Origin of the sequence: Lysinibacillus sp. NPDC058147 (assembly GCF_042884205.1) — a bacterium.
In the GTDB taxonomy this organism is placed as follows: Bacteria; Bacillota; Bacilli; order Bacillales_A; family Planococcaceae; genus Lysinibacillus.
Genome location: NZ_JBHVUJ010000011.1, coordinates 25554 through 49987 on the forward strand (window position 1 = coordinate 25554; position 24434 = coordinate 49987).

Consider the following 24434-nt stretch of genomic DNA (forward strand, 5'->3'; position numbering starts at 1 on the left):
AAAATTCATCCCTTGTGCAGTGGAAGGAAATCACTGTGCAGGGGATTTTTCTTTTCAAGAATTCTTTTACGATGTGATAAAATAGAATTTTAGTGAAACGGAAGGGAGGGCTGCTCATGCAGGACATCGCTATACTAGAAAAACAACGCTGTAGTCTAATATTGACTAATAAGGCGAAGGAAGCGGTAGAGGAATGCTCAGCAAATGAGCATGCCTTTTTTGCCTTACAGAAAACGTTCACCGTCTATATCGAAAAGCGCAAAGCAAAAACGGTTGGTGAAACATTTTTATCGATTTATTTTAATGCGGAGCAAAATGAAAAGTTATCCGACGTGATTGCTGAGAAAACAGCCATTATGGATTGTGTGTTAAAGGTTGAAGGATTGTTAGCTACAAATATTCGTTTTGTACATATGCGAGGCCCAATCAATACAAACCGACGCTTACCAGCAGCGTTGGAATTTGTCACAAGACCTAATAATGGAGCAGGGATTCCGCTGGATCTTCATACAAAAATAAGAGGGCTACCGATAGCCGAGGAACGCACAGAATATGTGAAAAAGCGTATCTCGAGCTGGGAAGGCTATTTAAAAATTCAAGAACGCGATGCGACCATTGATGATATTCATACAGAGTTTAAGCAAAGCTATTTTAATGAAGATTTTACTAGGCTGACAATTGTCTGCCCGTATATAAAATCGAAGGAATGGAAGAAGCTTGAAGGGTTAAGTGTAAGCATTCAAGGGGTACGCGGTGAAATTGGACAAGTTTTAAAGGCTAATGCAGGGAAGCAGACGATAGAAATTGACTTAAAGCCTTTTGTGCAAGATTTAGCACGTAAAGATCAACTTAATCTTCGTTCAAAGCAGGCGAGCTTTAGTAACTTTGCGACATTGAGTCAAATTAGACGATTACGCAATGGTTTTACGAAGTTAGAAAAAGGCGAGGCAGTTAACCCTAATTTAGAGACAATACTATTTGAAAAACGTCCAACAGTCCGAGCATCAAAGCTTCGTGAGGATATTGTTTTTCACAATAATTTAAACGAATATCAACGCCGCGCTGTTTTAGGAGCATTGTCTGTTGAAGATTTGTATGTAATTCAAGGACCTCCTGGCACAGGGAAGACAACCGTTATTTCTGAAATTTGTCAGCAAAATGTTAAAGCTGGCTTAAAAACACTCGTGGCTTCTCAATCAAACCTAGCCGTGGATAATGCATTAGGAAGACTTCTTTCTAATCAAGAAATTCGAATTTTACGCTATGGTAGAACGGAAAGCATTGAAGAAGAGGGTAAAAAATTTATTGAGGAAAATGTTGCGCTTCATTGGCGTGAGCAAACTCTTGCAGCGATTGAAGAGGAAATCATAGCCTTTACAGAACGTGAACAAGAACTAAAATTAAGTATTACCAAGGCTGAGGAAGAGCTAGAAAAGCTTGAGGCATGGCTTGAGGAGCTAGCAAAAGAAATAGCTGCAAAAGAACAGGCTGCAATTGACGAGCCAATTTTACAGCAGGAAATACAAGCGTTAAAGAAAGAATTAAAGGCTGCAAAAACTGAGCAGCAGGAGAACGAGGCGCATAAAGAACATTACGAAAAACAGTTGGCGCAAATCGAGCCTGCTGTAAAGTCGCTTGAGCAGACCCTTACTGAAAGCCCATCTTTAGAGCAGTTAAAGCTTACTATAGAGGAAACTACTCAAAAGATTGAGCAATTGGAAGCAGGTGCTCAATATAAGGAGCTGCAAGAGCAAAAGCAACATCTAGAACTGCAGTTCAAAGATATCCAATCGAAATATGAAGAGGAAAATAATCGTCTTCGATTAATGAAGGATGCCGAACAATATATTGATACTTTAACGTCGTATGAGCGAATCCAACGATTTTTACAACATTATCAAATTCGCCCATCCTATGTGCTTTCACAGCAAATTAATCGATTGCAGCATTTAGAGGATGCTAAAGATTTAGAGGCATGGGCAACCATCAATTCACGTTTACAAAAAGCGATCGCAAAGCTTGAGGCATTTGTATCTGATGAAGAAAAAGAACGTGCCCTTGCTAAAAGTAGAGTGCAGCCAGTTCAATCGTTTTCTTTGCAAAATCTAACAGGTGTTTTTGCACAACTCAATACAGCCTTTCAAGATGATCAAACACCACCTACCGAGCAAATTGAGAGTTTCTTGCTCGGATTATATATGCGTCGTGATTTTGTCTGGCAAAAAGGTGTAGCCCTTAAACAACAACAAGATCATAAAGATCAAGAATTTGAGTCGTTACGTAAAGGTATTGGTGGCTTATTACATCAAGAATGTGCAATTACAAGCTTTGATGTTCAAAGCATACAGCGACAATTACAACCATTTTTACAGCATACAGAACGACTGCAGCAGCTAGCTGAGACATTCCAAATTGATGCTGAGCCAGAAGAGTCTGTAGAGCATTTAAAAATGCTTGTATCGCAATCAAAATCTTCTCTTCAAATAGCATGTCAACAGCTTGAGGCAGTAGAGCATGCTCATACACAGCTCCTACCAAAGAAAGCGGCACTTCAAACAGCGCAGATTAGCTTACAAGAGGTTGAGCAGCAGTTAACACAATTAGAAGAAAATATTAAAGAAATTAATATAGCTGGATTGAAGAAGGAGAAGCAGCTCACAGCATGCACAAAACTTCTACAATCAACACCAGAGCGCACTTCCGAGGAAGTAGTGGAAGCAATTGCAACCTCGAAAACATCAATTGTGGAATTACAGCGCAAGGAACAGCAGCTACCTCTTCGAAAAAAATTACAAGAGCAATGGCGTGACAAGCTGCAAAATGCTACTGAATATGATTTAGATGAAATTCGTAAATTATATGTGCGTCATGCGAATGTTATCGGTACAACATGCGTTGCTTCAGCGAGTAAGGAATTTATGGAGAACTACCCGACGTTTGATGTTGTCATTATTGATGAAGTATCAAAGGCAACACCACCAGAGCTATTATTACCGATGCTTAAGGGTAAAAAAGTTATTTTAGTAGGCGATCATCATCAGCTACCTCCACTACTTGGAGACGATACATTGGAGGAAACGTTAAAGGCGATGCTCGATGAAAATCCAGACTTCGATGGTGCGCAGGAATTAAAAAATTTGCTGCGTGAATCACTGTTTGAACGTTTATTTAATAACTTACCGCAAACACATAAGCAAATGCTGGCATTGCAGTACCGAATGCATGAAAAAATTATGCACAGTATTACACCATTTTACGCGAAAGAGGAAAATGGCCTGCAATGTGGCTTACCAGATTCAGATGCGGCACGAGATCATTGCCTAGAAGGTCAATTTATGAACCGTGATGATCATCTGCTATGGGTTGATATTCCGACCGAAAAGCCTTATTTAGAGGAGCAAGTAAAGGGCGGAACGAGTCGTTACAATGAGGGTGAATTACAAACAATTCGACGTATTTTAATAGATTTGAATAAGTCTGTTATTGAAGCTAAAGAAGCAGGACGCATGCCTCAAGATGCGCAAAAAAGCGTTGGGGTTATTAGCTTCTACGGGGAGCAAGTAAAGAAAATCAATCGCCTTCTGCAACAGGAATTACAGCTACCACATCTTCAATTTAGAACAGGGACAGTCGATAAGTTCCAAGGTATGGAGATGGACGTCATATTAGTTAGTATGGTACGTAATACTCCTAAAGGGGGAGACGTTGGCTTTGCAAGAGATTATCGTCGCTTAAATGTTGCCTTATCTCGTGCGCGCGAGCTATTACTACTTGTCGGAAGTGCTGAAATGTTTGCCAAACGTGCGAAGCATCAAGATACACGAGAGATGTACAGCAATCTGTTAGAGACAGTAAAATCCTATAACGGCTTGCGTAATCACGAAGGACAGGTGATATAGATTGTCAAAATTACAGCAGCGCTTAATGCGTGAACTTCAGCAAAATCGAAACATTAAAATCGTCAAGACCGATGAATGGTGTATTCCCATTCGAACAGTAGAAGTGACCTATGAGCCAGTACGTCGTTCTACTATGGATGTCTTGATGACAATGCTGTTAATGAGCATACAGGAAGCAGATTTTGCAAATGCACAAGAATTAAGTGAGCTATTACTAGTCGATCCGTTATTTATTGAGGATTTAGTATCGTTAATGTCTCGAGTAAGTCTTATTGAGCAAACGGAAGGCTTCTATAGATTAACCTCTAAAGGGCAGCAGCAATTGGAACGTGGTATCTTTGAAGAGGAGTTAGAAGTAGAAATGGCCAACCTCTACTATAGCCCTTGCCATCTTGCATTTCTTGCCGTCGACGAGGACAATATAGAAGAATATGATGATCTACCAGAGTTATATCGCTATGTGGATGAAAGGGCTGAGAAGCAGGAACATTTCGAAGAAGCAATGTTAATAGAAGCGCTACAACAAGAGGATGAAGAAAAAGCTGGAGCTGGAGCATCTCAAAAAATAATTTCAAAAATTGTTCAAACAGACGCAAAACAAATTAATGATATCCCGTGTCTTGAATTCGTCTTACACAATAAAGAGCAAGATATCTTGTTCGTTCGTGTATGGAATGCGCTGTTAAATCAATGGGATTCACACTTAGAACAACAGCTCACAGAAAAAGAACAACTAAAGTGGCGTGAACAATACTTATAAAACAAAAAGACGAACGTGTGCAACGTTCGTTTTTTGTTTATGTAGATAAAAAATGAAAGCTGGGCGACAAATTCAAAAAGTTGAGCGATAAAATGATAAAAAACATCGATAAATTTTTAAGCTCGCATATATTATTACAAAAAAAGGAGGGGACCGATGTTTACGATTAGTTTATGTATGATTGTCAAAAATGAAGAATGTATTATTGAAAGATGCCTAGATTCCGTTCAACATATAGTGGATGAAATCAATATTATAGATACAGGTTCAACTGATCGTACAAAAGATATCGTCCGAAACTATACCTCTCGAATTTTTGATTTTACCTGGTGTGACGACTTTGCCAAAGCCCGTAACTTTTCCTTTCAACAAGCCACGAAAGATTTTATTTTATGGCTCGATGCAGATGATGTAATTACCACAGAACATCAGCAAAAGTTTCTACAGCTTAAGCAGTCACTTTATCATCCAAATGTCGATGCTGTTTCAATGGATTATTACGTAACGTTGGATGCTAATGGCTGTGTAGAATCGAGTGAAAAAAGGTTTCGCCTCGTAAAACGTGCAAATAATTTTCAGTGGCGGGGTGCCGTCCATGAGTATTTAGATGTAACAGGCCAGCTTTATCATAGCGATATAGCAGTTACACATTTGCCAAGAAAAAGTGATATTCATCGCAATATTCGTATTTATGAACGTTTAATGAAAGAAGGGCACCCATTTTCAGCTAGAGAAACTTTTCATTACGCAAATGAACTAAAAAATCATCAGCGATATTTAGAAGCTATCAATCACTATAATATTTTCCTTGATTCCACAAAAGGCACTGCTGATGAAAATATAGAAGCCTGTTTAAATTTAGCAGGTTGCTACCAACAGCTACACGATTCAAAACAAGCAACACAAGCTATATTACAATCATTATTATATGATCGACCAAGACCAGAAACATGCTGTCGAATCGGTCATTTTTTTATGGAGCAATCGAAAAATAAAGAGGCTATTTATTGGTATTCACAAGCATTACAGCAACCTTTAGCAACAATGGGTATTCAAAAGCATGCTTATTCTACATGGCTTCCTCATTTACAGTTAAGTTTGTTATACAATCGCTTACGTCTCTATGAAAATGCATATCAGCATAATGAGACAGCACGTAAATTTAAGCCAAACGATCAACGCATACTAGACAACCGAAAATACTTGTTAAGTCAGTTAAAGAAATAAGGCGTCATGGAAAGGGAACATCAATAAAATTTATATATATACCGTACCCAATTAACACCGATATAAAAACGATAATGGCCATACAAATCACATTCCGAGGTCTGAAAGTTCGAGCATCCATCTATTCATCTCCCTTCTGTTTTGTGAACATTCTGTTAACTCAACATATGTTTTGGGAGTTTGAGTATGCAGTTCATCGTAAACATTTTTTTGAACCATGGAAAAAGAGCAAATTCACAATTAACGTGAATTTGCTCTTTAAATTAGGCAATTTTCCAATTGCTGCTCTTCAACTAACTGAGCTGGTTATTTGAAGAGTTAATGTTATAATTCGAATATTTAAATATTGAATATATTGGAGTGTGATTATGCAAAAATTAAGTTTGATTTTCGCGGTGTTAATTTGTTTAGTATTACTAACAGCATGTAATGATAAAGCACCACTGATAGAAATTGAAGCCAAAGTTTCTCCAGTAAGTGATGAAGAATACAGAAAAATTGGGGCTACTAAAGATTTAATAGAACCAAAGCAGGAAGACTTTAAAATTTTTGAGTTTAATTTCAATATGAAACATACTGATTCAGTGAAAGAAAGAAAAATCGAAATGTATAAATTTGAGAATCTGCCGCAAGTGTTGAATGGGATAGATGACATCACACGATATTGGAATGGTAGATGGTATAGTCAGGATAATGACAGCGGAAATTCTGCAACATACCACCACGAATTTGTTTTTTATACAAAAGGTTTGAATGATGATGATATTAGAAAAGCGTTTAATAATGAAAAAATCACAGTGTCATGGACTAACAATAAAAATGAACAAATAGAAAAAGAATACAATATATCTAATTTAATAGAGTTTAGTTCAATCAATTAAATTCCTATTGAACTAACGGGGCAGGATAGTTGAATAAGGAACAATTTAACAATGTGAATGTTTTGATATTTTGAGATAATCAAAAGGCATCAAGACTTTGAAGGTAAGGGATGAAAATATGAAGAAATATATTTCTTTAAACTTAATTTTGTTTATAGTATTTTTGACAGGAACCATACTTTCGATATTTATTATATATAAAGATATTGATACTTCGTTTTCTCTTAAATTAATTACAGGGTATGTAATTTATCTACTTCTATATGGCATATTTATCATCGCAATGGTTACTGCAAATATGAGGAAGTTAAATTGGATTCAAATAAGAAAAAGGGTTTTTACACTTATTATTTGGTTTATTTTTATAAGTGTTGCACACTATCTTGTTTTTTATATTTTAAATAAGAAAATGGATGTGTGGGATTTAGGTGTTCCTTTGGCGACATCATTTGGATTGTCTTTTTCTGATTTAATGTTTAAGAAAAAGAAGACAAAAAAATTAGTTGTTTCGCTAATGAACGATAAGGATTAATGCCTTTTTGTTCTTGACTAACAGCGTGCTTTACTTGAAGAAGAAGGTTACTTTAAACAGATATACCAATGCGGAATTTTAAATTCCATTACTACATTGAATGAATATCTGAAGGATATTGTTCAGTAGCAATAAGAAAAGCGATGCAATAAAGCAACGCTAAGTTTGTTTAATCCTAGACAACTTTACAACACTAAAAACAAAGCCTATCGATCCAGTAATAAAGAAAATATATGCTACTAGTATTGACATAGCTTCTATGTTGTTTGTAAAGATTCTATATCCTCCTAATGAACCTAATGCCAAACAATAAACCGAGCTAAGCAATGTTCTATTCTTTTCAGTCAAAAAAACACCTCCAAATAATGAGATTTATAATATGTTAACACTAATTCAATTTTTAGTTAACTAATATTTGGTGGTTTTAATGTCATGAAACAAAGAATCTTAATGAACAATATGAGGAAATTAATTTGCGGATATCTAGGAATTTGCGAAGAATCGCACTTACACTAACGGGTGCGTTACTTGAAGATCATTGAGTTGCATATGCAGCTCTTTCTTACGATTAGTCAAGTATCTATAATAACTTTACTTTCTTAACTCTCTGATATTATTTTGATAAATTGGGCCATGCTGAATAAGCCTAGTGATTTTTCGATTTTTCATAAGGCTTTAGTATGTTAAACTGATGCTACGACTGTACTAGGGAGCCAACCTGTAGTCGTAGTTTTGATTATGTGTGACAAGAAAGAAGATCGTTTTCAATAACTTGTTTACACATGCGACGGAGGCAACCTTATGACATTTGTTATAGGGTTGCGTTTTTAATTTATCGTAGTACTCAACGATGTGATTTCCACCAAATCGTCGCTGTCTAATCATGTTCTGAATGGTTAGATACATTATTTTACGTAGGTGTTTATTGCCGCGTTTATTAATCTTGTCTTTAGCTATAAACTTCCCGGATTGATACCGCCTAATATCAATACCTGTATAGGCATTCAACTGTCTGTTGTTGTCAAACCTCTGAATGTTCCCAATTTCTGCTATGATTCTGACAGCTGAGTTAGCTCCAATAGCCGGAATACTACGTATTATGCTATACTCTTCAAGCCTTTCGGCTATCGACTCCATTTTACTGATACATTGTTCTTTCAGAAGGAGAAGCTCTTGAAACCGTTTAGCATATACACGAACTTGATCACAAACCACATCTGTTGAAGACGCGGCGGGGTAAGATTGCTTTGCGGCCTCTATTAATTCAACAGCTTTTTCCTCTGCTTTGTTTACTGCCATTCGTTTATTTGTATTTGTGAGTATTCGATTTTTAATGATTGTTTTTGAATGATTCAAGACTAGATCTGAATGAGGGTATAATTGTACTACGTTTAGGAACAGTTCAGACTTGGTCGTGAAGATATTCTCGAGTTCAGGAAATGTTTCCTGGACGACCTTATGCAATCGACTGCGGGTGACGCTCAATTCATCATCCAATTCGCTGTAGTGTCTCGATAATCGTTTTAACTGACGGTAAACATCATTGGAATCTGTTTCAATCCGTCTTTCGTGCGTAAAGTGTGTGAGTGCCAATCGATGTGCATCACTTCGGTCCGTTTTGTGAATCCGTAAGGAATCACATTGGAGTTTTGCTTCCAAGGGATTTAATAGGCAATAACTATAGTTGTTCTCTTGCATGAAACGTTCCAGTGTTCTTGAATAGACTCCTGTAGATTCAAATACGATATGAGGTTGCTCATCATATCCTTCAATTAAGTCATCAATTAACTTTTTAAGGTCCATAAATCCCGGACGATTGTGCGCAATTTCCTTTTCCAACTGACATTTTTTCAGCGCGTTATAGACAACCATATAACTCTTTCCCATACTAATATCAAAGGCGATGACATGTTTCATGTTCTCCCTCCCTATGTGTTTTGAAGTCTTCACATTAGCCTTATTGATTCCCATTTCTTATACACGATCTCAAAGGATCCAACATCTTAAACCTGATTCAAATAAGGTTGTGAAGTAGGTCAGTTTTTTTTTACGGATTCAAGATCCAAAGAGCTGCCCGACCTATTCTTCACCTCTACTATATAAAAAAATAGTAGTACGAACCAATGCCTTGGTCTGCACTACTAATCTTAGTATGTTTTTTCTTTATTGAACTAACGGAGCAGGTTAGTTCAATAAGAAGGATTGCTTCTTACTTTATAGAATACATATAATATGTATTATTTTAGGAGGTAAATAGATGATTTTTGAAATAACTAATCAAGTTCGTGTTACTGATTTTAAAGAAGGATATAAGTGGTATGAAGCACTACTAAGCAAAAAAGCTGATTTCATTCCACACGACGGATTTGCTGAATGGGAGATAATCCCTGGTTGCTGGTTGCAAGTTGCTGAAGGAACACCATCAGAAGAATGTGGACCTTTACGCTTAGGGGTAACTGATATAATAGCTGAAAGAGATAGACTAGTAAATTTGTTGGAAATTGATGAATTTGAGATTTACTCCCGTGAAGAAGTTTCTGCAAAATGGGGAACTTTCACTGACCCTTGGGGAAATCGACTTGGACTATTTGAGTATTTGGATAAGAAAGAGGAAAATGACCGTATAAAAACAATTTTGGGAGTTTAAATGTTTTGCTTGTTATACTAACGTGGTGCTTTTCTTGAAGATCATTGAGTTGCATATGCAGCTCTTTTTTTCTTTTTTCTTATTAAATTAACGGAGCAGGATAGTTTAATATGATATGTTAAACTTAATGATTCAGATGGGCTATTTTTATCTATATAGTAATATGTGGATAAGAACGATTGGGAGTGTTAATTTGATAGAACAAATTTTAAAAAAGTATTTGAAAGATAAATATGGTGATTTTACACCTGTTCGTTTAACTGGGGGATATACTAATGCAACATTTTTATTAAATGGAACGAATCTTCCTTTAGTTGTTAAAGTGGCAAATTCTTTCAACAAGGATATTAAAAATGAGGTCAATTGTTTAAAAATCACTCAAAAAACAGGTGTAGTTCCGAAAATTTATGACTTTATTGAAACAGATAATGTTCAGTTAGTTGTAATGGAGTACCGAAAAGGTAAAAATGGACAATCTATTTTAGACAACAATGAGTTAGAACGAACCAAAGATTTGTATAAAAGTTTAGGGGAGTCTCTTTCTAAAAGTACCCACTCCATAAAATATAATTTTGTCTCAAAAGGAATAAAGGAATGTAATTTACAAGACCTAAACTTAAACTTAGATTTTGTCCCTGAAAACCTCAAACAAATTTCACAAGGGGTATTAATAAAAATCAACGATACAAAGGAAGAATGGGTATTAACACATGGGGATTATGGAATGCACAATGTTTTATATACAGACAATAATAGCCTTACCGTCTTAGATTGGGAATGGTCTGAATGGGCAAATCCATTAACAGATATTGGCTGGGTATGCTGGTTTACTAAACTTCATTATCCTAAACATGCTCCTTTATTGAACTCCTTGTTTATTGAAGCGTATAAAATAAATACTCCTATTGAATTATCTCCTGAAAAACTAAAAGCATATTGTGTATATAAAGTTTGGAATGTATTAAATAAAGTCAAAAATGCACAACAAGATGTAAAGCAGGAATGGATTAGACGTTTAAAGTGGACAATTGAATCAGATATTTTTTAATTCCGATTTATTCGACTAACGGGGTGCTTTACTTGAAGAACATTGAGTTGCATTAGCAGCCCTTTTTTTCTTAGGTTGTTTTCGTAAAGTTTGTTGCTTCTGCAAACTAAATGGTTTTGCGGAAAGGCATTTTCATTTCCCCTTATATTAGTACACAAGATTTCTAATTTTCTTTAAATGGAAGTGTTATAATTTGTAAAAGCAGAAGGGGATGATATCCAGGATGATATTTTTTCTAATTCTATTATCTATATTTTGTATAATAACGGCTTTTAGTCTTGCTTATAAACGTTCTTGGCAAGCTAAGATTATTATATGGGGACTGTTCTCTGTACTACTTTTTTCCCCTATAATCAGCTTTTTCCTTATAAGAATAACTCAGTATGTAACACAAGATTCGTGGTCAGGTATACTTGGTGTGTATGCTTTTCCGCTTCTTGAAATAATTTCAATCCTTATGATTGCTATTGGTTGTATAGGCTTAATAAAGAAAAAGGTAACTAAAAAATTAGAACATCGTGAAAATTAGTTTAAACTCTTTCTTTAAATATTTACTTAAATCAATATTATTTGTTTTAGCAACAATCTTTGAGAAAACAGCCTTTTCTTATTGAACTATCGGAGCAGTTTAATTGAAGAAGGAAAATAATTGTTTTACATAGAAGTAAATAAAATGTCTTAAAAAATAATGGGGTGTATAAACGGTGGTTATTATTAGAAATCTAAAAAAAGTGAATTTGATTTTTTGATATAAAAGTAGCAAAGGGGATATTAAATGGTAAGTAAAATAGAATTATACGAAAAAGAGTCTCAGAAATTCAAACCTTTTAAACACTTTATTTCACGCATTCAAGTAATGCGGAAAGAATCCAGCTATGGGGCTGAAGTTGCCTCAAAATGGACTGATATTTTAAACCAAACTCTTGTAGATGAAACTTACCCAGTGATACATCCAATTGGTCAGGAGACATTCTCGTTATATGCAGAGTTCACGACTGGGGTATTTGAGTATACCTTAGACATAGACGGGGCTACTACATTTATAAAAGAAAAAAACATTAAACCCATAAAGACTTCTCCATCGAATATAATTGAAGCTGTTGACCAAGGTAACATAAATAAAGACCCAAACCGAATAAAACCCAATCATAAAAATCCTGTAATGGTACTTCAGAGTCGATATTTAACCAACAACAAACCTTATTGTATCAATGGAAACCATCGTGTATTTGAAGCATATAGAAATAATGATGAACAAATAGAAGTTTATGTTTTTAAAGATTTGGAGTTTGTTCCTTTCTTTTATGACGTTCTAAGTAAAGCAACATATTTTTTAGAAATTGATTACCATAATGTAGTTAATGATAAAAGATATTTATTGCATAACGAAAATGGTGCATTTGCAAATGAATTTAAGTAGATACGTTTCTTCAACTAACGGAGTGCGTTACTTGAAGATCATTGAGTTGCATATGCAGCTCTTTTTTTCTTATTGAACTGATGGGGCAGGTTAGTCGAACAGTGTTGTTTGACTTGTGTTAAACAATCGGGTCACTTTATGGAACAAATAGGTAACTTAATTAACCTTTATCCGTCTAACAATCCGAGGAGGGATAACATGAAAGTGTCAAGATTATTTTTGGGTTTGGTTATGTTCGTTTTATTAACTGCTGTCGGATGTTCTAATTCATCGGATAAAGGTAAAGTAGAAGTTCATGAAACTGAAAATCCTAATGCAGAAGAGGTTTTAAAATTAGACCCTGAAGCCGATATATTTCAGTTCAATGGAGTGATTTATCAGACTGGAATTGATTGGGTTGAAGAACTAACCTTAACAAAAGGCGAACAGGTAGGAGAAATAAAAACAAAAAACGATACAGATACAAACTTTAAAGACGAAATGTCGAACAAATTGCCTGTTGGTGCAAAAGTCTTTTCGGTTAAAGAAAAAGAAGAAATTGGAGGACCAATTTTACTCGTAGAATCAGAAGGTAAACTTTATAAATATTATGGGCTTGTTGAGGGTTAATCAATTTTCATATATCCGCAAACGGGTGTGATTGTTGAATAAGAATCGCTTTTGTTCTTCAACTAACGAGGACTTTAGTTAAAGTTTGATTCACCAAATATCAAACCAAAAAGACAAGATTTAATCTACACGTGGTCCTGCACCCCTAAAGTTAGAGTCAAAAATCTAACTTTAGGGGTGTTTTTATATGGCGAAATACAGTGAAGAATTCAAAATAAATGTGGTTAATGAATATATGAAAGGTCCAAATTAATGGGATCCATTCCTGTGACCGAGGCAAAGGATATTTTTTATTTAACAAATAAACATATAAAAATAGTAAACCTCCAGCGATCTTGTACTAACGGAGCAGGATAGCCAATAAGAATATACATCATACTCTTTTATAAATTGAATAAAATGGTTGTAAAAAGAAACTGGAGGGGTTCTATGAAGCTAGTAGGGGAACAAATTTATCTTCGACTTTACAAAATCTCTGACGCCAGAGAGTTAGCTAGATTGCATAATAGAAATCGTGAATTTTTTCAACGAGTTTGCCCATTACTCCCAGAGACCTTTTATACAGAGGAATATCAAAAACAACGCCTTCAACAGGCATTGAAGAAAACAGATGAAGGACAATTATATCCCTTTGGAATCTTTTTAAAAGCAACTGATAAACTTATCGGAGACATTTCATTAACTCAAATTTCAAGGGGAGACCTCCAAAGCTGTACTACGGGATTTACTTTAGATAAGGGGTATAATGGAAAGGGCTATACAACTGAAGCTCTAAAACTTGTTGTAGACTTTGCTTTTACAGAATTAAAATTACACAGAATTGAAGCAGGAGCTATGCTTGACAACATAGCATCTATTCGTGTATTAGAAAAAGTCGGGTTTGAAAAAGAAGGTATAGCTAAAGAAAATCTGAAGATTAATGGCAAATGGACAGATCATCAAATATTGGCTATTATCAACAGCTTGGATGTGTAAGCTCTTTTCACTTCATTATGTAAATAAGATCTCTCTTTCCTGTTAATTGGAAGCTTAGTGCTCAAATGCCCTTTGGCAATCCGACGTAACACCAGGTGAAAAAAATTCCGACTACTTGAAGAGTGAATGAAATTTTATAAGTAATTTATACCAAACCAGTACCTTAATGGAACTGGTTTTTTTATGGAGAAAAACTCTGTAGATACAGTAGTGCCTTTAAATTTGGAAGTATTCAATTAAACTTTATTCTAAACCAACAAATTTTCTTTCGGCTTCAAGAAACAAAATTACAAATTAAATTATTGACAAATTTGTGACATAGGAATATGATTTATTTCGTAAATGATATCTTGAATTCAAGATATTCACTAATAAACATCTCGAATTCGAGATTTTTTAGAAGGGAGTTATGGTTATCGATTGCACAGTATCAGCAGGTCTATAACACAATTATGTTGGTTTCAACTAGAATTGGGTTTTTACTAATTCTTTGATTTGGTTCCCATTTAGCTAATGAAAAGTTACTTTTTCAAGTAACGTATTTATACCAATGGTGAAATGGCCAATCAAAAAAATTTATTATAGATAGGGGAGCAAAAGATGGATATTTTCCTAGCGATTTTACCAGCTCTGTTTTGGGGAAGTATTGTGCTCTTTAATGTCAAGCTTGGTGGCGGTCCTTATAGTCAAGTGCTTGGAACAACAATTGGAGCACTGCTCTTCTCCATAGGAGTTTATTTTGTTGTTAAACCTGAGTTGACACCTATAGTTTTGGGAGTCGGAATTGTATCAGGCCTTTTTTGGGCATTAGGGCAAGCAAATCAATTGAAAAGTATTGATTTAATGGGAGTTTCCAAAACAATGCCCATTTCGACAGGGCTACAATTAGTATCCACAACTTTATTTGGCGTAATTGTGTTCCATGAATGGTCGACAACAATGTCGGTAATATTAGGTGTGCTTGCACTTATTAGTATTATTGTTGGGATCGTTCTTACATCTCTTCCAAATCCAGAAGAGAAAAAAGAAGAACACGGAAGCAACTTGAAGAAAGGGATTTTAATTTTACTTGTTTCAACATTCGGATATTTAGTATATGTGGTCATAATACGCTTATTTAATGTAAGCGGATGGTCTGCTTTATTGCCACAAGCAATCGGGATGGTAATAGGTGGAGTTTTATTAACCTTTAAGCATAAACCATTTAACAAATATGCATTTCGTAATATTATCCCAGGCTTAATTTGGGCTGCTGGGAATATGTTTTTATTTATCTCTCAGCCACGTGTTGGGGTAGCCACAAGTTTTTCTCTTTCCCAAATGGGGATTGTGATTTCAACTTTAGGCGGAATTTTTATTATAGGTGAGAAAAAAACAAAACAACAACTTATAGCAATTTTCATTGGGATTATCTTTATAGTCGCTGCTGGAATTATGTTAGGGTTGGCGAAAGTATAAGAAGGAGGAATTTTACATGTATTCAGATTTAGAAGGAAAAGTTATTGTTATTACAGGTGCTTCAACAGGATTAGGAAAAGCAATGGCGTTGCGTTTTGGCGAGGAGAAAGCAAAAGTTATCGTTAATTTCCATTCAAATGAACAAGAGGCAAATACTGTTGTTGAAGAAGTGAAAAAAGCAGGTGGGGAAGCCATAGCTGTAAAAGGAGATGTATCAGTTGAAGGGGATGTCATCAACCTCGTTCAGACTGCTGTAAAAGAGTTTGGAACCCTGGATGTAATGATTAATAATGCTGGTATTGAAAATCCAGTAGCTTCTCATGAGATGCCATTAAGCGACTGGAATAGAGTCATCAATACAAATTTAACGGGTGCGTTTTTAGGAAGTCGTGAAGCGATTAAATATTTCGTGGAGAACGATATTAAAGGTTCTGTTATCAATATGTCTAGTGTTCATCAGCAAATTCCTTGGCCTTTATTCGTGCATTACGCCGCTAGTAAAGGGGGCATTAAATTAATGACTGAAACTTTAGCGTTAGAATATGCTCCTAAAGGAATTCGTGTCAATAATATCGGGCCTGGTGCGATCAATACACCTATTAATGCTGAAAAATTTGCAGATCCAGCAAAACGTGCTGATGTAGAAAGTATGGTTCCTATGGGCTATATTGGAAAACCGGAGGAGATTGCTGCAGTAGCAGCATGGCTTGCTTCATCACAGGCTAGTTATGTAACAGGTACTACTCTATTTGCGGATGGTGGTATGACTTTATATCCTGAATTCCAAGCTGGTCGTGGGTGAGTAGCAGTAATAGAGATGGAGTTATTCTCCTCGTACAGAGTAGTTAAATTCTTATACCATCTTCATTGATGCATTAGAGATTTAATTAAAAAATAGCATAAATAAAAACTGGCATTGGAACTTAACGGGCATTTATACCCCCTCCAATGCCTTTTTTATTTTTCTAGGAAAAAGGGAAGAAAACACCTTCATTTTCAAATGAAATTGTATTGTATTTATCACTCGCATTTAGAAACAGATGAGGAAATATACAAGCTTCGAAGAATATATTTATTTTTACAACTCAAACGTTTTCAAAAACGACTCAGCCATCTAAAACCAATTGAATATCAAAAAAGATAGCTGCATAGTTCTTTTCTAGATTTCTACTTGAATAGGGGTAAGATTGTCTTACAACGACAGGTCAGGTTGCTAGAGCAATTGATTTGATTAGAGATAATAATAGGGGATTAAATACAAATAAAATGATTTTAGGTATTATTCAACTAATGAAGCAGTTTAGTTCAATAAGCACTGACGTAGTATTTGTGTATTTTTACATATACTGTATAATTTAGAGTTAGAATATTTAACTTTGAGTATTTCTAAAGAATTACTTTGGGAGGGGAGAATTTGTTATATTTAGCTTTATTTATTGGTGTCGTTTCAATTGTAATTACGGATAAGCTTACTCAAGCTTTTAAATTATCAAGCATTTGGGGGATGCTTGGTCAAATCAGTGCGTCACTTGTAATCATAATGGTCGGAAACCTCGAGGTTAATCATATTAGTCTAGGTAATAACTTTGAATTAGGATATTTGACGGTTCCATTTACTTTATTACTTCTTGTAAGTTTTACAAATGTAATGAATATAGAAAAAGTGCAAAATCCTTCAATATTGCTGTTGCCATTCGTTTCTTTAGTTTTTTTCTCAATAGCAGCTTTCGTCATAGGTCATCCATTTGTTTTAATAACGGGGATTTGTTCTAGTTTAACGCTTATGTTTATTCTGCTATACGGCTATTTTACTGGTAAAGTATTTGTGGGAAGAACGCTTACTACGTCAATAGGTTTCATAATAGCCGTGCTTTCAATATCCCTCATTGAATCATCTATTGTAACAATTTATATTCCGTTATTTACTTTAGCACTACCACTCACTTTATATTATTTTATTAAAGATAAATTTACGAGTATACAATTAATTACAGTTAGCACTTTAACAGCTATTTTATTTGGAGTATTAATGTTCATAGTTCCTTTTCATATAATGTGGTATCTCGTTGTGGGGTTAACGATTATTTTGGTTATCACGCAATTTTCAAGTAAATATCGCTTTATTTAGAAGCTAAAGTTCTTTTTAAACTAACGGGGCAGTTTAGAGTGTTGTTCAACAATCGGGCCATTTAATGGGGTAAGGCTTATTGAACTACCGGGCAGATTTGCTCAACAAATAAGTGTAGGTTTATTCCAGTGCCCGGTTATAGCTCAGTAAGGTGGCGCAATTCATTAAGTTTAAGGCCATACTTATATTGGAGCTTCGTAACTCCCTTTGGAAAGCTCGAGATAAACGGCTAGCTTCTCTTTTGTAAGTGAAATCATGTGATCTAATTCCTGCTGCTTTGCTTCCAGATCCAACAGATATTTCGAAAGTATTTCGGTTCGTTTTAACTTTGTTTCAAAACAGTTGGTGGACGAGTCGTTTATTTTTAAATAATGAACATATGCTTCATAGTATTGAACAAGTAAGAATACTTTTACAATATTACTCAGAAAAGAACCAGAGTTAAGCAATTAACTTCAATTGGTTCTTTTTTTCGGAAATAGATAGTTTTTCTCTGAAAATGGGTTTAAGGAAAAGTTGATACACTCACGAATTCAGAAGTTTCGATTTAGTTTGGTGTTGACTAAAGTATAGAGATAAACTACAAGTATGATTTTTATTTCAAATCTACATCTATGTATTATTGATCGTTATAGTAGCCACTTGCAGAACTATTTGTAAGATTTTAAACTCGTTAAAGAATATTACAAAGTAATGAACCTTCAATATTCTAGATTGTAACACGGAAGAGAATATAGTATGTTAAATCAGACCGGACAGTCCGGTCTGGTGAATTTATCAAAATTATTAAAGTTTCAGTTTTGGGAAGGAGTCTAAAAATTATGAGGAAAATACTGATAGGTGCCTTATTTTTTATTTCTTTTGCCTGGACGCTTCACACGTTTTCGAAAAATTTCATCGTCGATCCTATCTTTTCGAATTTTTTATCTCATAAAACGTTTTCAATCAATCAAGATATATGGTTTATAGTGCTACGTCTCCACATTGTATTAGCCTTAGTGTCTCTATTTATTGGCCCGTTTGGATTTGTGTATAAGATAAGAAAAAAGAAAATAAACTTTCACAGAATCTCAGGAAAAATATACATAGCATCCATAGTTCTAAATTTTGTTCCGTCGCTTTACTTGGCCTTTTATGCGACGGGAGGGCTAATAAGTACACTAGGTTTTATTCTTTTGGACATAAGCTGGCTAATTGCAACTTGGATGGCCTATATGACAATCCGTAAGAAAATAGTACAAGAACATCGAAAATGGATGATTCGTAGCTACACACTTACATTAGCGAATACAGAGTTATATGTTTTAAAAACGATTTTTAATAGTGGTCTGGGTATAAATGTTGAAATAGCTTATCAAATATCTATATGGTTATGTTTGTTGTTAAGTTTACTAATGGCTGAATTGTTTATAAGAAGGAGGTAATTAATTATCTTCTTTTCGTTTTCTCTTAACAGCAATCATACTTCTAGAAACAATACAAACAAATAAAAGAAAAAGCTAATGATAAAAATGTTAAAGAACAATTAAATACAATGACACCTTCTCAAATAAAAGCTATTGGCCTATACACAGTGTTGTTAGATTTTGTACTAGTTGGGGCTACAAAAGAAGAGCATGTTGAAATGCTGATAGAGGATATTAAGGAATTAGAATCGGAATCTGTGAAGGGTGTATTGACTTGAACCAATAGTTTTTCAATTGAAGGGATAAAAATTCAGATTCTCTAACCTGTTGTATTTTAAATGTATCGCGATGTTGTACTTTGTGAGGGAATGCACTTAAACTAACGGGGGCTTGAGTTTAGCATTGCTGAGTGGTGTGGAATGACCAACCCACTATAAGCGAAATAATAAAAAGAATAAATTAGTTCTTATAAGAGAAATAACAAGGGAAGAAGTTTCCGATTGGGCTACTTTATATGTGATAGATGATGGATTTGCTAATTTTACTTAGTGGAATAGACATATTAGATTCACCAACAAATTATCTTCATAATGAAGAGGATATAAATGATTGGATAAAACAAGCAACTGAATCCTCATCGAAGTAACAGGTCTTTAGTTAAATATTGATTTAAGAAATATCAAACTAAAAAACAGAGTTGATTTTACACATTTTGTAGATTTACTCTGTTTTTTGTTTTAACAGCAACAATCTTTTAGAAAACAGCCTTCAACCCAGCTCTGAGGGAACTTGATCATTTTGCCTTGCTTACCTAATCAGTTTTCCGGCAATGACATTAAGGAGACTAAGAAGGTAGATCTAATCAATTTCTGCCCCGAACTTATGGTATATTAGACAGTACATAGTTAGTAAAGGAGTACGAAAATATATGGTTAAAAGTGTAGTTATTGCTGAAAAACCTTCAGTTGCACGTGATATAGCAAATGTTTTGAAATGTAATAAAAAAGGGAACGGATTTTTAGAAGGTGACAAATATATAGTTACTTGGGCGTTAGGGCACTTAGTAACATTGGCCGATCCAGAAGCCTACGATAATAAATATAAAACATGGAATTTAGAAGACCTTCCAATGTTGCCAGACCGAATGAAGCTAGTAGTGATGAAGCAAACAGGCAAGCAATATAATGCAGTCAAATCACAATTAACACGTAATGATGTCAATGAAATCATTGTGGCTACGGATGCTGGGCGTGAAGGTGAATTAGTTGCTCGATGGATTATTGACAAAGCAAATGTGAAAAAGCCAATTAAACGTTTATGGATTTCATCTGTCACAGATAAAGCGATCAAAGAAGGATTCGCTAATTTAAAACCGGGTAAAAATTACGATAATTTATATGCTGCTGCTGTTGCTCGTTCTGAAGCGGATTGGTATATCGGATTAAACGCGACACGAGCATTAACAACAAGATTTAATGCACAGCTGAATTGTGGCCGTGTTCAAACTCCAACTGTTGCGATTATTGCTGCACGCGAAGATGAAATTAAAAACTTCAAACCACAAACGTACTACGGTATTGAAGCACAAACAGATTCATTAAAGCTTACATGGCAAGATGCAAATGGTAATTCACGTAGCTTTAATAAAGAAAAAGTCGACGTTATTGTTAAAGCGTTAGGCAACCAAGATGCAAAAATCGTGTCAATTGACCGCAAGCCAAAAAAATCATTTGCCCCAGGTCTTTATGATTTAACAGAATTACAACGAGATGCTAATAAATTATTTGGCTATTCGGCAAAAGAAACATTAAATATTATGCAAAAGCTATATGAATCTCATAAAGTGCTAACATACCCTCGTACAGATTCACGCTATTTATCATCTGATATTGTAGGCACATTACCTGAGCGTCTAAAAGCATGTGGCATCGGCGAATATCGTACATTAACGAATAAAATTTTAACAAAGCCAATTAAAGCGAATAAATCATTTGTAGATGACAGTAAAGTGTCTGATCACCATGCCATCATTCCAACTGAAGGCTATGTGAACTTTTCTGCATTCAATGATAAAGAGCGTAAAATATATGATTTAGTAGTAAAACGATTTTTAGCTGTATTATTCCCAGCACAAGAGTATGAGCAATTAACAGTACAAGCTCAAATCGGCAATGAGAAATTTATTGCTAAAGGGAAAACAGTCACTATAGCTGGTTGGAAAGAAGTATATCAAAATCGTTTTGATGATGAGGAATCAACGGATGATGTCAAAGAGCAGCTGCTTCCTCGTTTAGAACAAGGACAAGTGTTAAAAACAAAGCTAATTGCCCAAACATCTGGTCAAACAAAGCCACCAGCACGTTTTACAGAAGCGACATTACTATCAGCGATGGAAAACCCTACGAAGTATATGGAAACGAACGACAAGAAGCTTGTAGATACGTTGAAATCAACAGGCGGGCTAGGGACAGTTGCAACACGAGCAGATATTATTGAGAAGTTATTTAATTCATTCTTAATCGAAAAACGTGGCGGCAAAGAAATTTATATTACATCCAAAGGTCGTCAATTACTTGACTTAGTGCCTGAAGAATTACGTTCCCCTGCGACAACAGCCGAGTGGGAGCAAAAGCTTGAGTTAATTTCAAAAGGTAAGTTGAAAAAAGACGTGTTCATCAATGAAATGAAACAGCACACTAAAGAAATTGTCGCTGAAATTAAAGCAAGTGATAAAAAGTATAAGCATGACAATATCTCAACAAAATCATGTCCTGATTGCGGCAAGCCAATGCTTGAAGTCAACGGCAAAAAAGGTAAAATGCTTGTCTGCCAAGACCGTGATTGTGGACATCGTAAAAACGTATCACGCGTTACAAACGCACGTTGCCCACAATGTAAGAAAAAGTTAGAACTACGTGGTGAAGGTGATGGCCAAATCTTCGTATGTAAATGTGGTTATCGTGAAAAGTTATCTGCGTTCGAAGCCCGTCGTAAAAAAGAAGGCGGTGGCAAAGTAGATAAGCGTAGCGTACAGAAATATATGAAACAGCAAGAAAAAGAAGCTGAACCAATTAACAATGCGTTTGCGGATTTGTTAAAAGGATTTAAATTAGATAAATAAAATTTTTTTATTGCACAAATGTTATCAAAATAACATTTGTGCATTTTTTAGTTTTCACTAGATAAATGAGCGCCATTTTGTGACATCGTGCGATTCGGATTATGAAAAGAGTGGAGACTGGGCGCCCCCAGGAAGCTCTGCTCTGCGCGAAAGCGAAGCGTCAGCAACAACAAATTGAAGAATTTCTATATTCATATATAAACAGAAATTTCAGAAAATATATTGAATTGTGAAAATATTTGTGCTACTGTATGTAACATGAAAATGAAGTTTAAACTTCAAAAACTAAAATAAAAAGGATGTACTTCTTTGATGGATAATCAAACAATTCAACAAGTCATTCAACATAAATACCAGGAGCTTTCGAAGAGTCAGCAAAAGGTAGCGATCTTTATCCTCAAAAATTTGCAGACTGTTGGTGTTCATTCAGCTGCATATGTGGGGGAAAAGGCGGGGGTTAGTGAAACGACGGTTATCCGCTTTTGCTACGCTATAGGATTATCGGGGTATGCTGAGTTGCAGCGGGAGATTACGATGCATCTATTCAATGAAGGCCATACTAGTAGTTTGCACAATTATTTGCAATCAAAGCAGGTACTTTTTGAAACGCCACGTTTTTATGAAAAAACGATGGAAAAGGATGCATCGAGCATTTTAAATGTTGCTAAGAACATTAACGAGGAAGATTTTAATCGTGCTTCCAACCTGCTACATACGAAGAAAAAAATCTATATTGCTGGGAATGGTTCTTCCCATTTAGCGGCACAATGGCTGTATTTTACGTTAAATATGCTACGTCCTAACGTAATGCTTTTGGATTTTGAAACTAGTGAAATCATTAGAGCTTTACAAGAAATCGATGAGGATAGTGTGGTCATTATTTTATCGTTCCATCGCTATTTTAAAGAGCCGATTCAATTTGCAGCAGAAATTCAGGAAAAAAATTGTGAGATTATTGGTATTACAGATTCTAAAATTGCGCCTATTACGCAATATGCAACGATTACCTTTGTGAATGAACAACAAGAAATGTCTACGATTGATGCAATGCCAGCACTGATTTCATTTTTAAATACACTAATTGCAGGCATGACTGTACAAGATCACGACTATTATGAAAATCAACGCGTAAAATATGATGATTTCCAAAATAGCTTTTTAGCAAATCGATGGAGTTGAATACAATGAATCAAGTTTTACAAAACTTACAGCCGAGATTGGCTGATATTTTTACACATCTACATGAGAATCCAGAGATTAGTTGGCAGGAAAAGAAGACAACGCAATACATCGCCAATTTATTGAAGGAGGCACAGATGGAGCCTCAGTTGTTCGAGGATATGACGGGACTTTATGTAGATATTGGGGAGGGGATACCGACAGTCGGATTTCGTACGGATATTGATGCACTATGGCAAGAAGTAGATGGTGAATTTAAGGCCAATCATTCTTGTGGCCATGATGGTCACATGACGATGGCAATCGGGGTGGCACTAGTGTTAAAGGATATGGAGCATTTACTCTCCGGCGCAGTACGTATTCTTTTTCAGCCTGCTGAAGAAAAGGCGCAGGGAGCTCGCTCATTCGTTCAGAAGGGGCTTATTGATAATCTAGAATACTTATTTGGTGTCCATGTTCGTCCGGTAAAAGAATTACAGGACGGAACGTATGCCCCAGCATTGTACCATGGTGCGGCAAAGCTTTTCACTGGGACTATTATTGGAGAAGAGGCACACGGCGCACGACCTGAACTTGGCATTAATGCTATTGAGGTAGGGGCAGCGATTGTCGAAGGCTTGCAAAAAATTTGGACGGACCCCAATGTCTCAGCGTCAGTTAAAATGACACAATTTAATGCAGGAGGTACTGCTACAAATATTATTCCTGGAAGAGCAACATTTAGCATTGATGCACGGGCACAAACAAATGAAGTAATGCAAGCTATCACAGATGGTATTGAACGTGTAAAGGCATCGGTAGAAGCGATGTATGGTGCGAAAATTTCTTTAAACGTAGATGCACATATTGTTGCAGCGTTAGTGAATGATGAGGCATTACAACATATGAATGCAGCTATTGTTGACGTAGTTGGTGAAAAAGCATGCGCTTCACCAGTCGTCACTCCTGGAGGAGAGGATTTCCATTTTTATACGTATGAGCGTCCAAATCTTAAAGCAACAATGCTTGGCCTTGGTTGTGGTGTAACACCAGGATTACATCATCCGAAAATGACGTTTAATCGAGAGCGGCTTATAACAGGTGTGAACATTATCACGAGAGCTATTTTACGAGCATTGTAGAATAGGGATAAAGAATAGAAAGA

19 protein-coding genes are annotated in these 24434 nt (G+C 35.4%); 18 read left to right on the top strand and 1 reads right to left on the bottom strand.

Features of this window, described 5'->3' with window-relative positions; genetic code table 11:
• Positions 1–116: 116 nt before the first annotated feature.
• The 5 genes from ACFVT8_RS21885 to ACFVT8_RS21905 all read left to right on the top strand — a co-directional run bounded on the left by ACFVT8_RS21885 (position 117) and on the right by ACFVT8_RS21905 (position 7299).
• Positions 117–3899, top strand: coding sequence for a DEAD/DEAH box helicase (locus ACFVT8_RS21885; RefSeq protein ID WP_387084123.1), 3783 nt, complete (start codon positions 117–119; stop codon positions 3897–3899).
• Position 3900: 1 nt separating this feature from the next.
• On the top strand, positions 3901–4659 hold the full coding sequence (locus tag ACFVT8_RS21890; protein ID WP_387084121.1) for a hypothetical protein: 759 nt from the start codon (positions 3901–3903) through the stop codon (positions 4657–4659).
• Between the two features lie 156 nt (positions 4660–4815).
• A complete protein-coding gene (locus ACFVT8_RS21895) occupies positions 4816–5886 on the top strand; it encodes a glycosyltransferase (protein ID WP_387084119.1) in 1071 nt (356 codons plus the stop codon).
• 368 nt (positions 5887–6254) lie between these two features.
• Positions 6255–6767, top strand: a complete 513-nt coding sequence (locus tag ACFVT8_RS21900) for a hypothetical protein (protein WP_387084117.1) — start codon at positions 6255–6257, stop codon at positions 6765–6767.
• A 118-nt stretch (positions 6768–6885) separates the two neighbouring features.
• On the top strand, positions 6886–7299 hold the full coding sequence (locus tag ACFVT8_RS21905; RefSeq protein WP_387084115.1) for a hypothetical protein: 414 nt from the start codon (positions 6886–6888) through the stop codon (positions 7297–7299).
• A 705-nt stretch (positions 7300–8004) separates the two neighbouring features.
• On the opposite strand, the gene ACFVT8_RS21910 is transcribed toward ACFVT8_RS21905, so the two are convergent.
• On the bottom strand, positions 8005–9216 hold the full coding sequence (locus tag ACFVT8_RS21910) for an IS110 family RNA-guided transposase (protein ID WP_387084113.1): 1212 nt from the start codon (positions 9214–9216) through the stop codon (positions 8005–8007).
• Positions 9217–9556: 340 nt separating this feature from the next.
• Between ACFVT8_RS21910 and ACFVT8_RS21915 the strand changes: the two genes are divergently transcribed.
• The 13 genes from ACFVT8_RS21915 (at position 9557) to ACFVT8_RS21975 (ending at position 24411) form a co-directional block, all read left to right on the top strand.
• Complete coding sequence (locus ACFVT8_RS21915; protein ID WP_387084111.1) at positions 9557–9946, top strand: VOC family protein; 390 nt, start codon at positions 9557–9559, stop codon at positions 9944–9946.
• Positions 9947–10139: 193 nt separating this feature from the next.
• Complete coding sequence (locus tag ACFVT8_RS21920; protein WP_386831002.1) at positions 10140–10994, top strand: phosphotransferase; 855 nt, start codon at positions 10140–10142, stop codon at positions 10992–10994.
• Between the two features lie 775 nt (positions 10995–11769).
• The gene (locus ACFVT8_RS21925) at positions 11770–12414 is read left to right on the top strand and encodes a hypothetical protein (RefSeq protein ID WP_387084109.1); all 645 of its coding nucleotides are present in this window, start codon (positions 11770–11772) and stop codon (positions 12412–12414) included.
• A 198-nt stretch (positions 12415–12612) separates the two neighbouring features.
• Entirely contained in the window at positions 12613–13023 is a 411-nt protein-coding gene (locus ACFVT8_RS21930) for a hypothetical protein (RefSeq protein WP_387084107.1), read from the top strand.
• Positions 13024–13452: 429 nt separating this feature from the next.
• On the top strand, positions 13453–13998 hold the full coding sequence (locus ACFVT8_RS21935; protein ID WP_387084105.1) for a GNAT family N-acetyltransferase: 546 nt from the start codon (positions 13453–13455) through the stop codon (positions 13996–13998).
• Positions 13999–14598: 600 nt separating this feature from the next.
• On the top strand, positions 14599–15456 hold the full coding sequence (locus ACFVT8_RS21940) for a RhaT/GlcU family sugar-proton symporter (protein WP_387084103.1): 858 nt from the start codon (positions 14599–14601) through the stop codon (positions 15454–15456).
• A 16-nt stretch (positions 15457–15472) separates the two neighbouring features.
• On the top strand, positions 15473–16258 hold the full coding sequence (gene gdh, locus ACFVT8_RS21945; RefSeq protein ID WP_387084101.1) for a glucose 1-dehydrogenase: 786 nt from the start codon (positions 15473–15475) through the stop codon (positions 16256–16258).
• A gap of 612 nt (positions 16259–16870) precedes the next feature.
• The gene (locus ACFVT8_RS21950; protein WP_387084099.1) at positions 16871–17584 is read left to right on the top strand and encodes an MraY family glycosyltransferase; all 714 of its coding nucleotides are present in this window, start codon (positions 16871–16873) and stop codon (positions 17582–17584) included.
• An 821-nt stretch (positions 17585–18405) separates the two neighbouring features.
• A complete protein-coding gene (locus ACFVT8_RS21955) occupies positions 18406–19008 on the top strand; it encodes a DUF2306 domain-containing protein (RefSeq protein ID WP_387084097.1) in 603 nt (200 codons plus the stop codon).
• A gap of 110 nt (positions 19009–19118) precedes the next feature.
• A complete protein-coding gene (locus ACFVT8_RS21960; protein ID WP_387084095.1) occupies positions 19119–19268 on the top strand; it encodes a hypothetical protein in 150 nt (49 codons plus the stop codon).
• A gap of 650 nt (positions 19269–19918) precedes the next feature.
• Positions 19919–22111, top strand: a complete 2193-nt coding sequence (locus ACFVT8_RS21965) for a DNA topoisomerase III (RefSeq protein ID WP_387084093.1) — start codon at positions 19919–19921, stop codon at positions 22109–22111.
• A 312-nt stretch (positions 22112–22423) separates the two neighbouring features.
• The gene (locus ACFVT8_RS21970; RefSeq protein ID WP_387084185.1) at positions 22424–23290 is read left to right on the top strand and encodes a MurR/RpiR family transcriptional regulator; all 867 of its coding nucleotides are present in this window, start codon (positions 22424–22426) and stop codon (positions 23288–23290) included.
• 5 nt (positions 23291–23295) lie between these two features.
• A complete protein-coding gene (locus ACFVT8_RS21975) occupies positions 23296–24411 on the top strand; it encodes a M20 peptidase aminoacylase family protein (RefSeq protein ID WP_387084091.1) in 1116 nt (371 codons plus the stop codon).
• Positions 24412–24434: the final 23 nt, after the last annotated feature.

Bases quoted from the DNA above. Each gene is read 5' to 3' on its own strand.
- ACFVT8_RS21885 (WP_387084123.1), top strand. From the start codon at position 117: ATGCAGGACATCGCTATACTAGAAAAACAACGCTGTAGTCTAATATTG.
- ACFVT8_RS21895 (WP_387084119.1), top strand. From the start codon at position 4,816: ATGTTTACGATTAGTTTATGTATGATTGTCAAAAATGAAGAATGTATT.
- ACFVT8_RS21900 (WP_387084117.1), top strand. From the start codon at position 6,255: ATGCAAAAATTAAGTTTGATTTTCGCGGTGTTAATTTGTTTAGTATTA.
- ACFVT8_RS21905 (WP_387084115.1), top strand. From the start codon at position 6,886: ATGAAGAAATATATTTCTTTAAACTTAATTTTGTTTATAGTATTTTTG.
- ACFVT8_RS21910 (WP_387084113.1), bottom strand. From the start codon at position 9,216: ATGAAACATGTCATCGCCTTTGATATTAGTATGGGAAAGAGTTATATG.
- ACFVT8_RS21915 (WP_387084111.1), top strand. From the start codon at position 9,557: ATGATTTTTGAAATAACTAATCAAGTTCGTGTTACTGATTTTAAAGAA.
- ACFVT8_RS21925 (WP_387084109.1), top strand. From the start codon at position 11,770: ATGGTAAGTAAAATAGAATTATACGAAAAAGAGTCTCAGAAATTCAAA.
- ACFVT8_RS21930 (WP_387084107.1), top strand. From the start codon at position 12,613: ATGAAAGTGTCAAGATTATTTTTGGGTTTGGTTATGTTCGTTTTATTA.
- ACFVT8_RS21935 (WP_387084105.1), top strand. From the start codon at position 13,453: ATGAAGCTAGTAGGGGAACAAATTTATCTTCGACTTTACAAAATCTCT.
- ACFVT8_RS21940 (WP_387084103.1), top strand. From the start codon at position 14,599: ATGGATATTTTCCTAGCGATTTTACCAGCTCTGTTTTGGGGAAGTATT.
- gdh (WP_387084101.1), top strand. From the start codon at position 15,473: ATGTATTCAGATTTAGAAGGAAAAGTTATTGTTATTACAGGTGCTTCA.
- ACFVT8_RS21955 (WP_387084097.1), top strand. From the start codon at position 18,406: ATGAGGAAAATACTGATAGGTGCCTTATTTTTTATTTCTTTTGCCTGG.
- ACFVT8_RS21960 (WP_387084095.1), top strand. From the start codon at position 19,119: ATGACACCTTCTCAAATAAAAGCTATTGGCCTATACACAGTGTTGTTA.
- ACFVT8_RS21965 (WP_387084093.1), top strand. From the start codon at position 19,919: ATGGTTAAAAGTGTAGTTATTGCTGAAAAACCTTCAGTTGCACGTGAT.
- ACFVT8_RS21970 (WP_387084185.1), top strand. From the start codon at position 22,424: ATGGATAATCAAACAATTCAACAAGTCATTCAACATAAATACCAGGAG.
- ACFVT8_RS21975 (WP_387084091.1), top strand. From the start codon at position 23,296: ATGAATCAAGTTTTACAAAACTTACAGCCGAGATTGGCTGATATTTTT.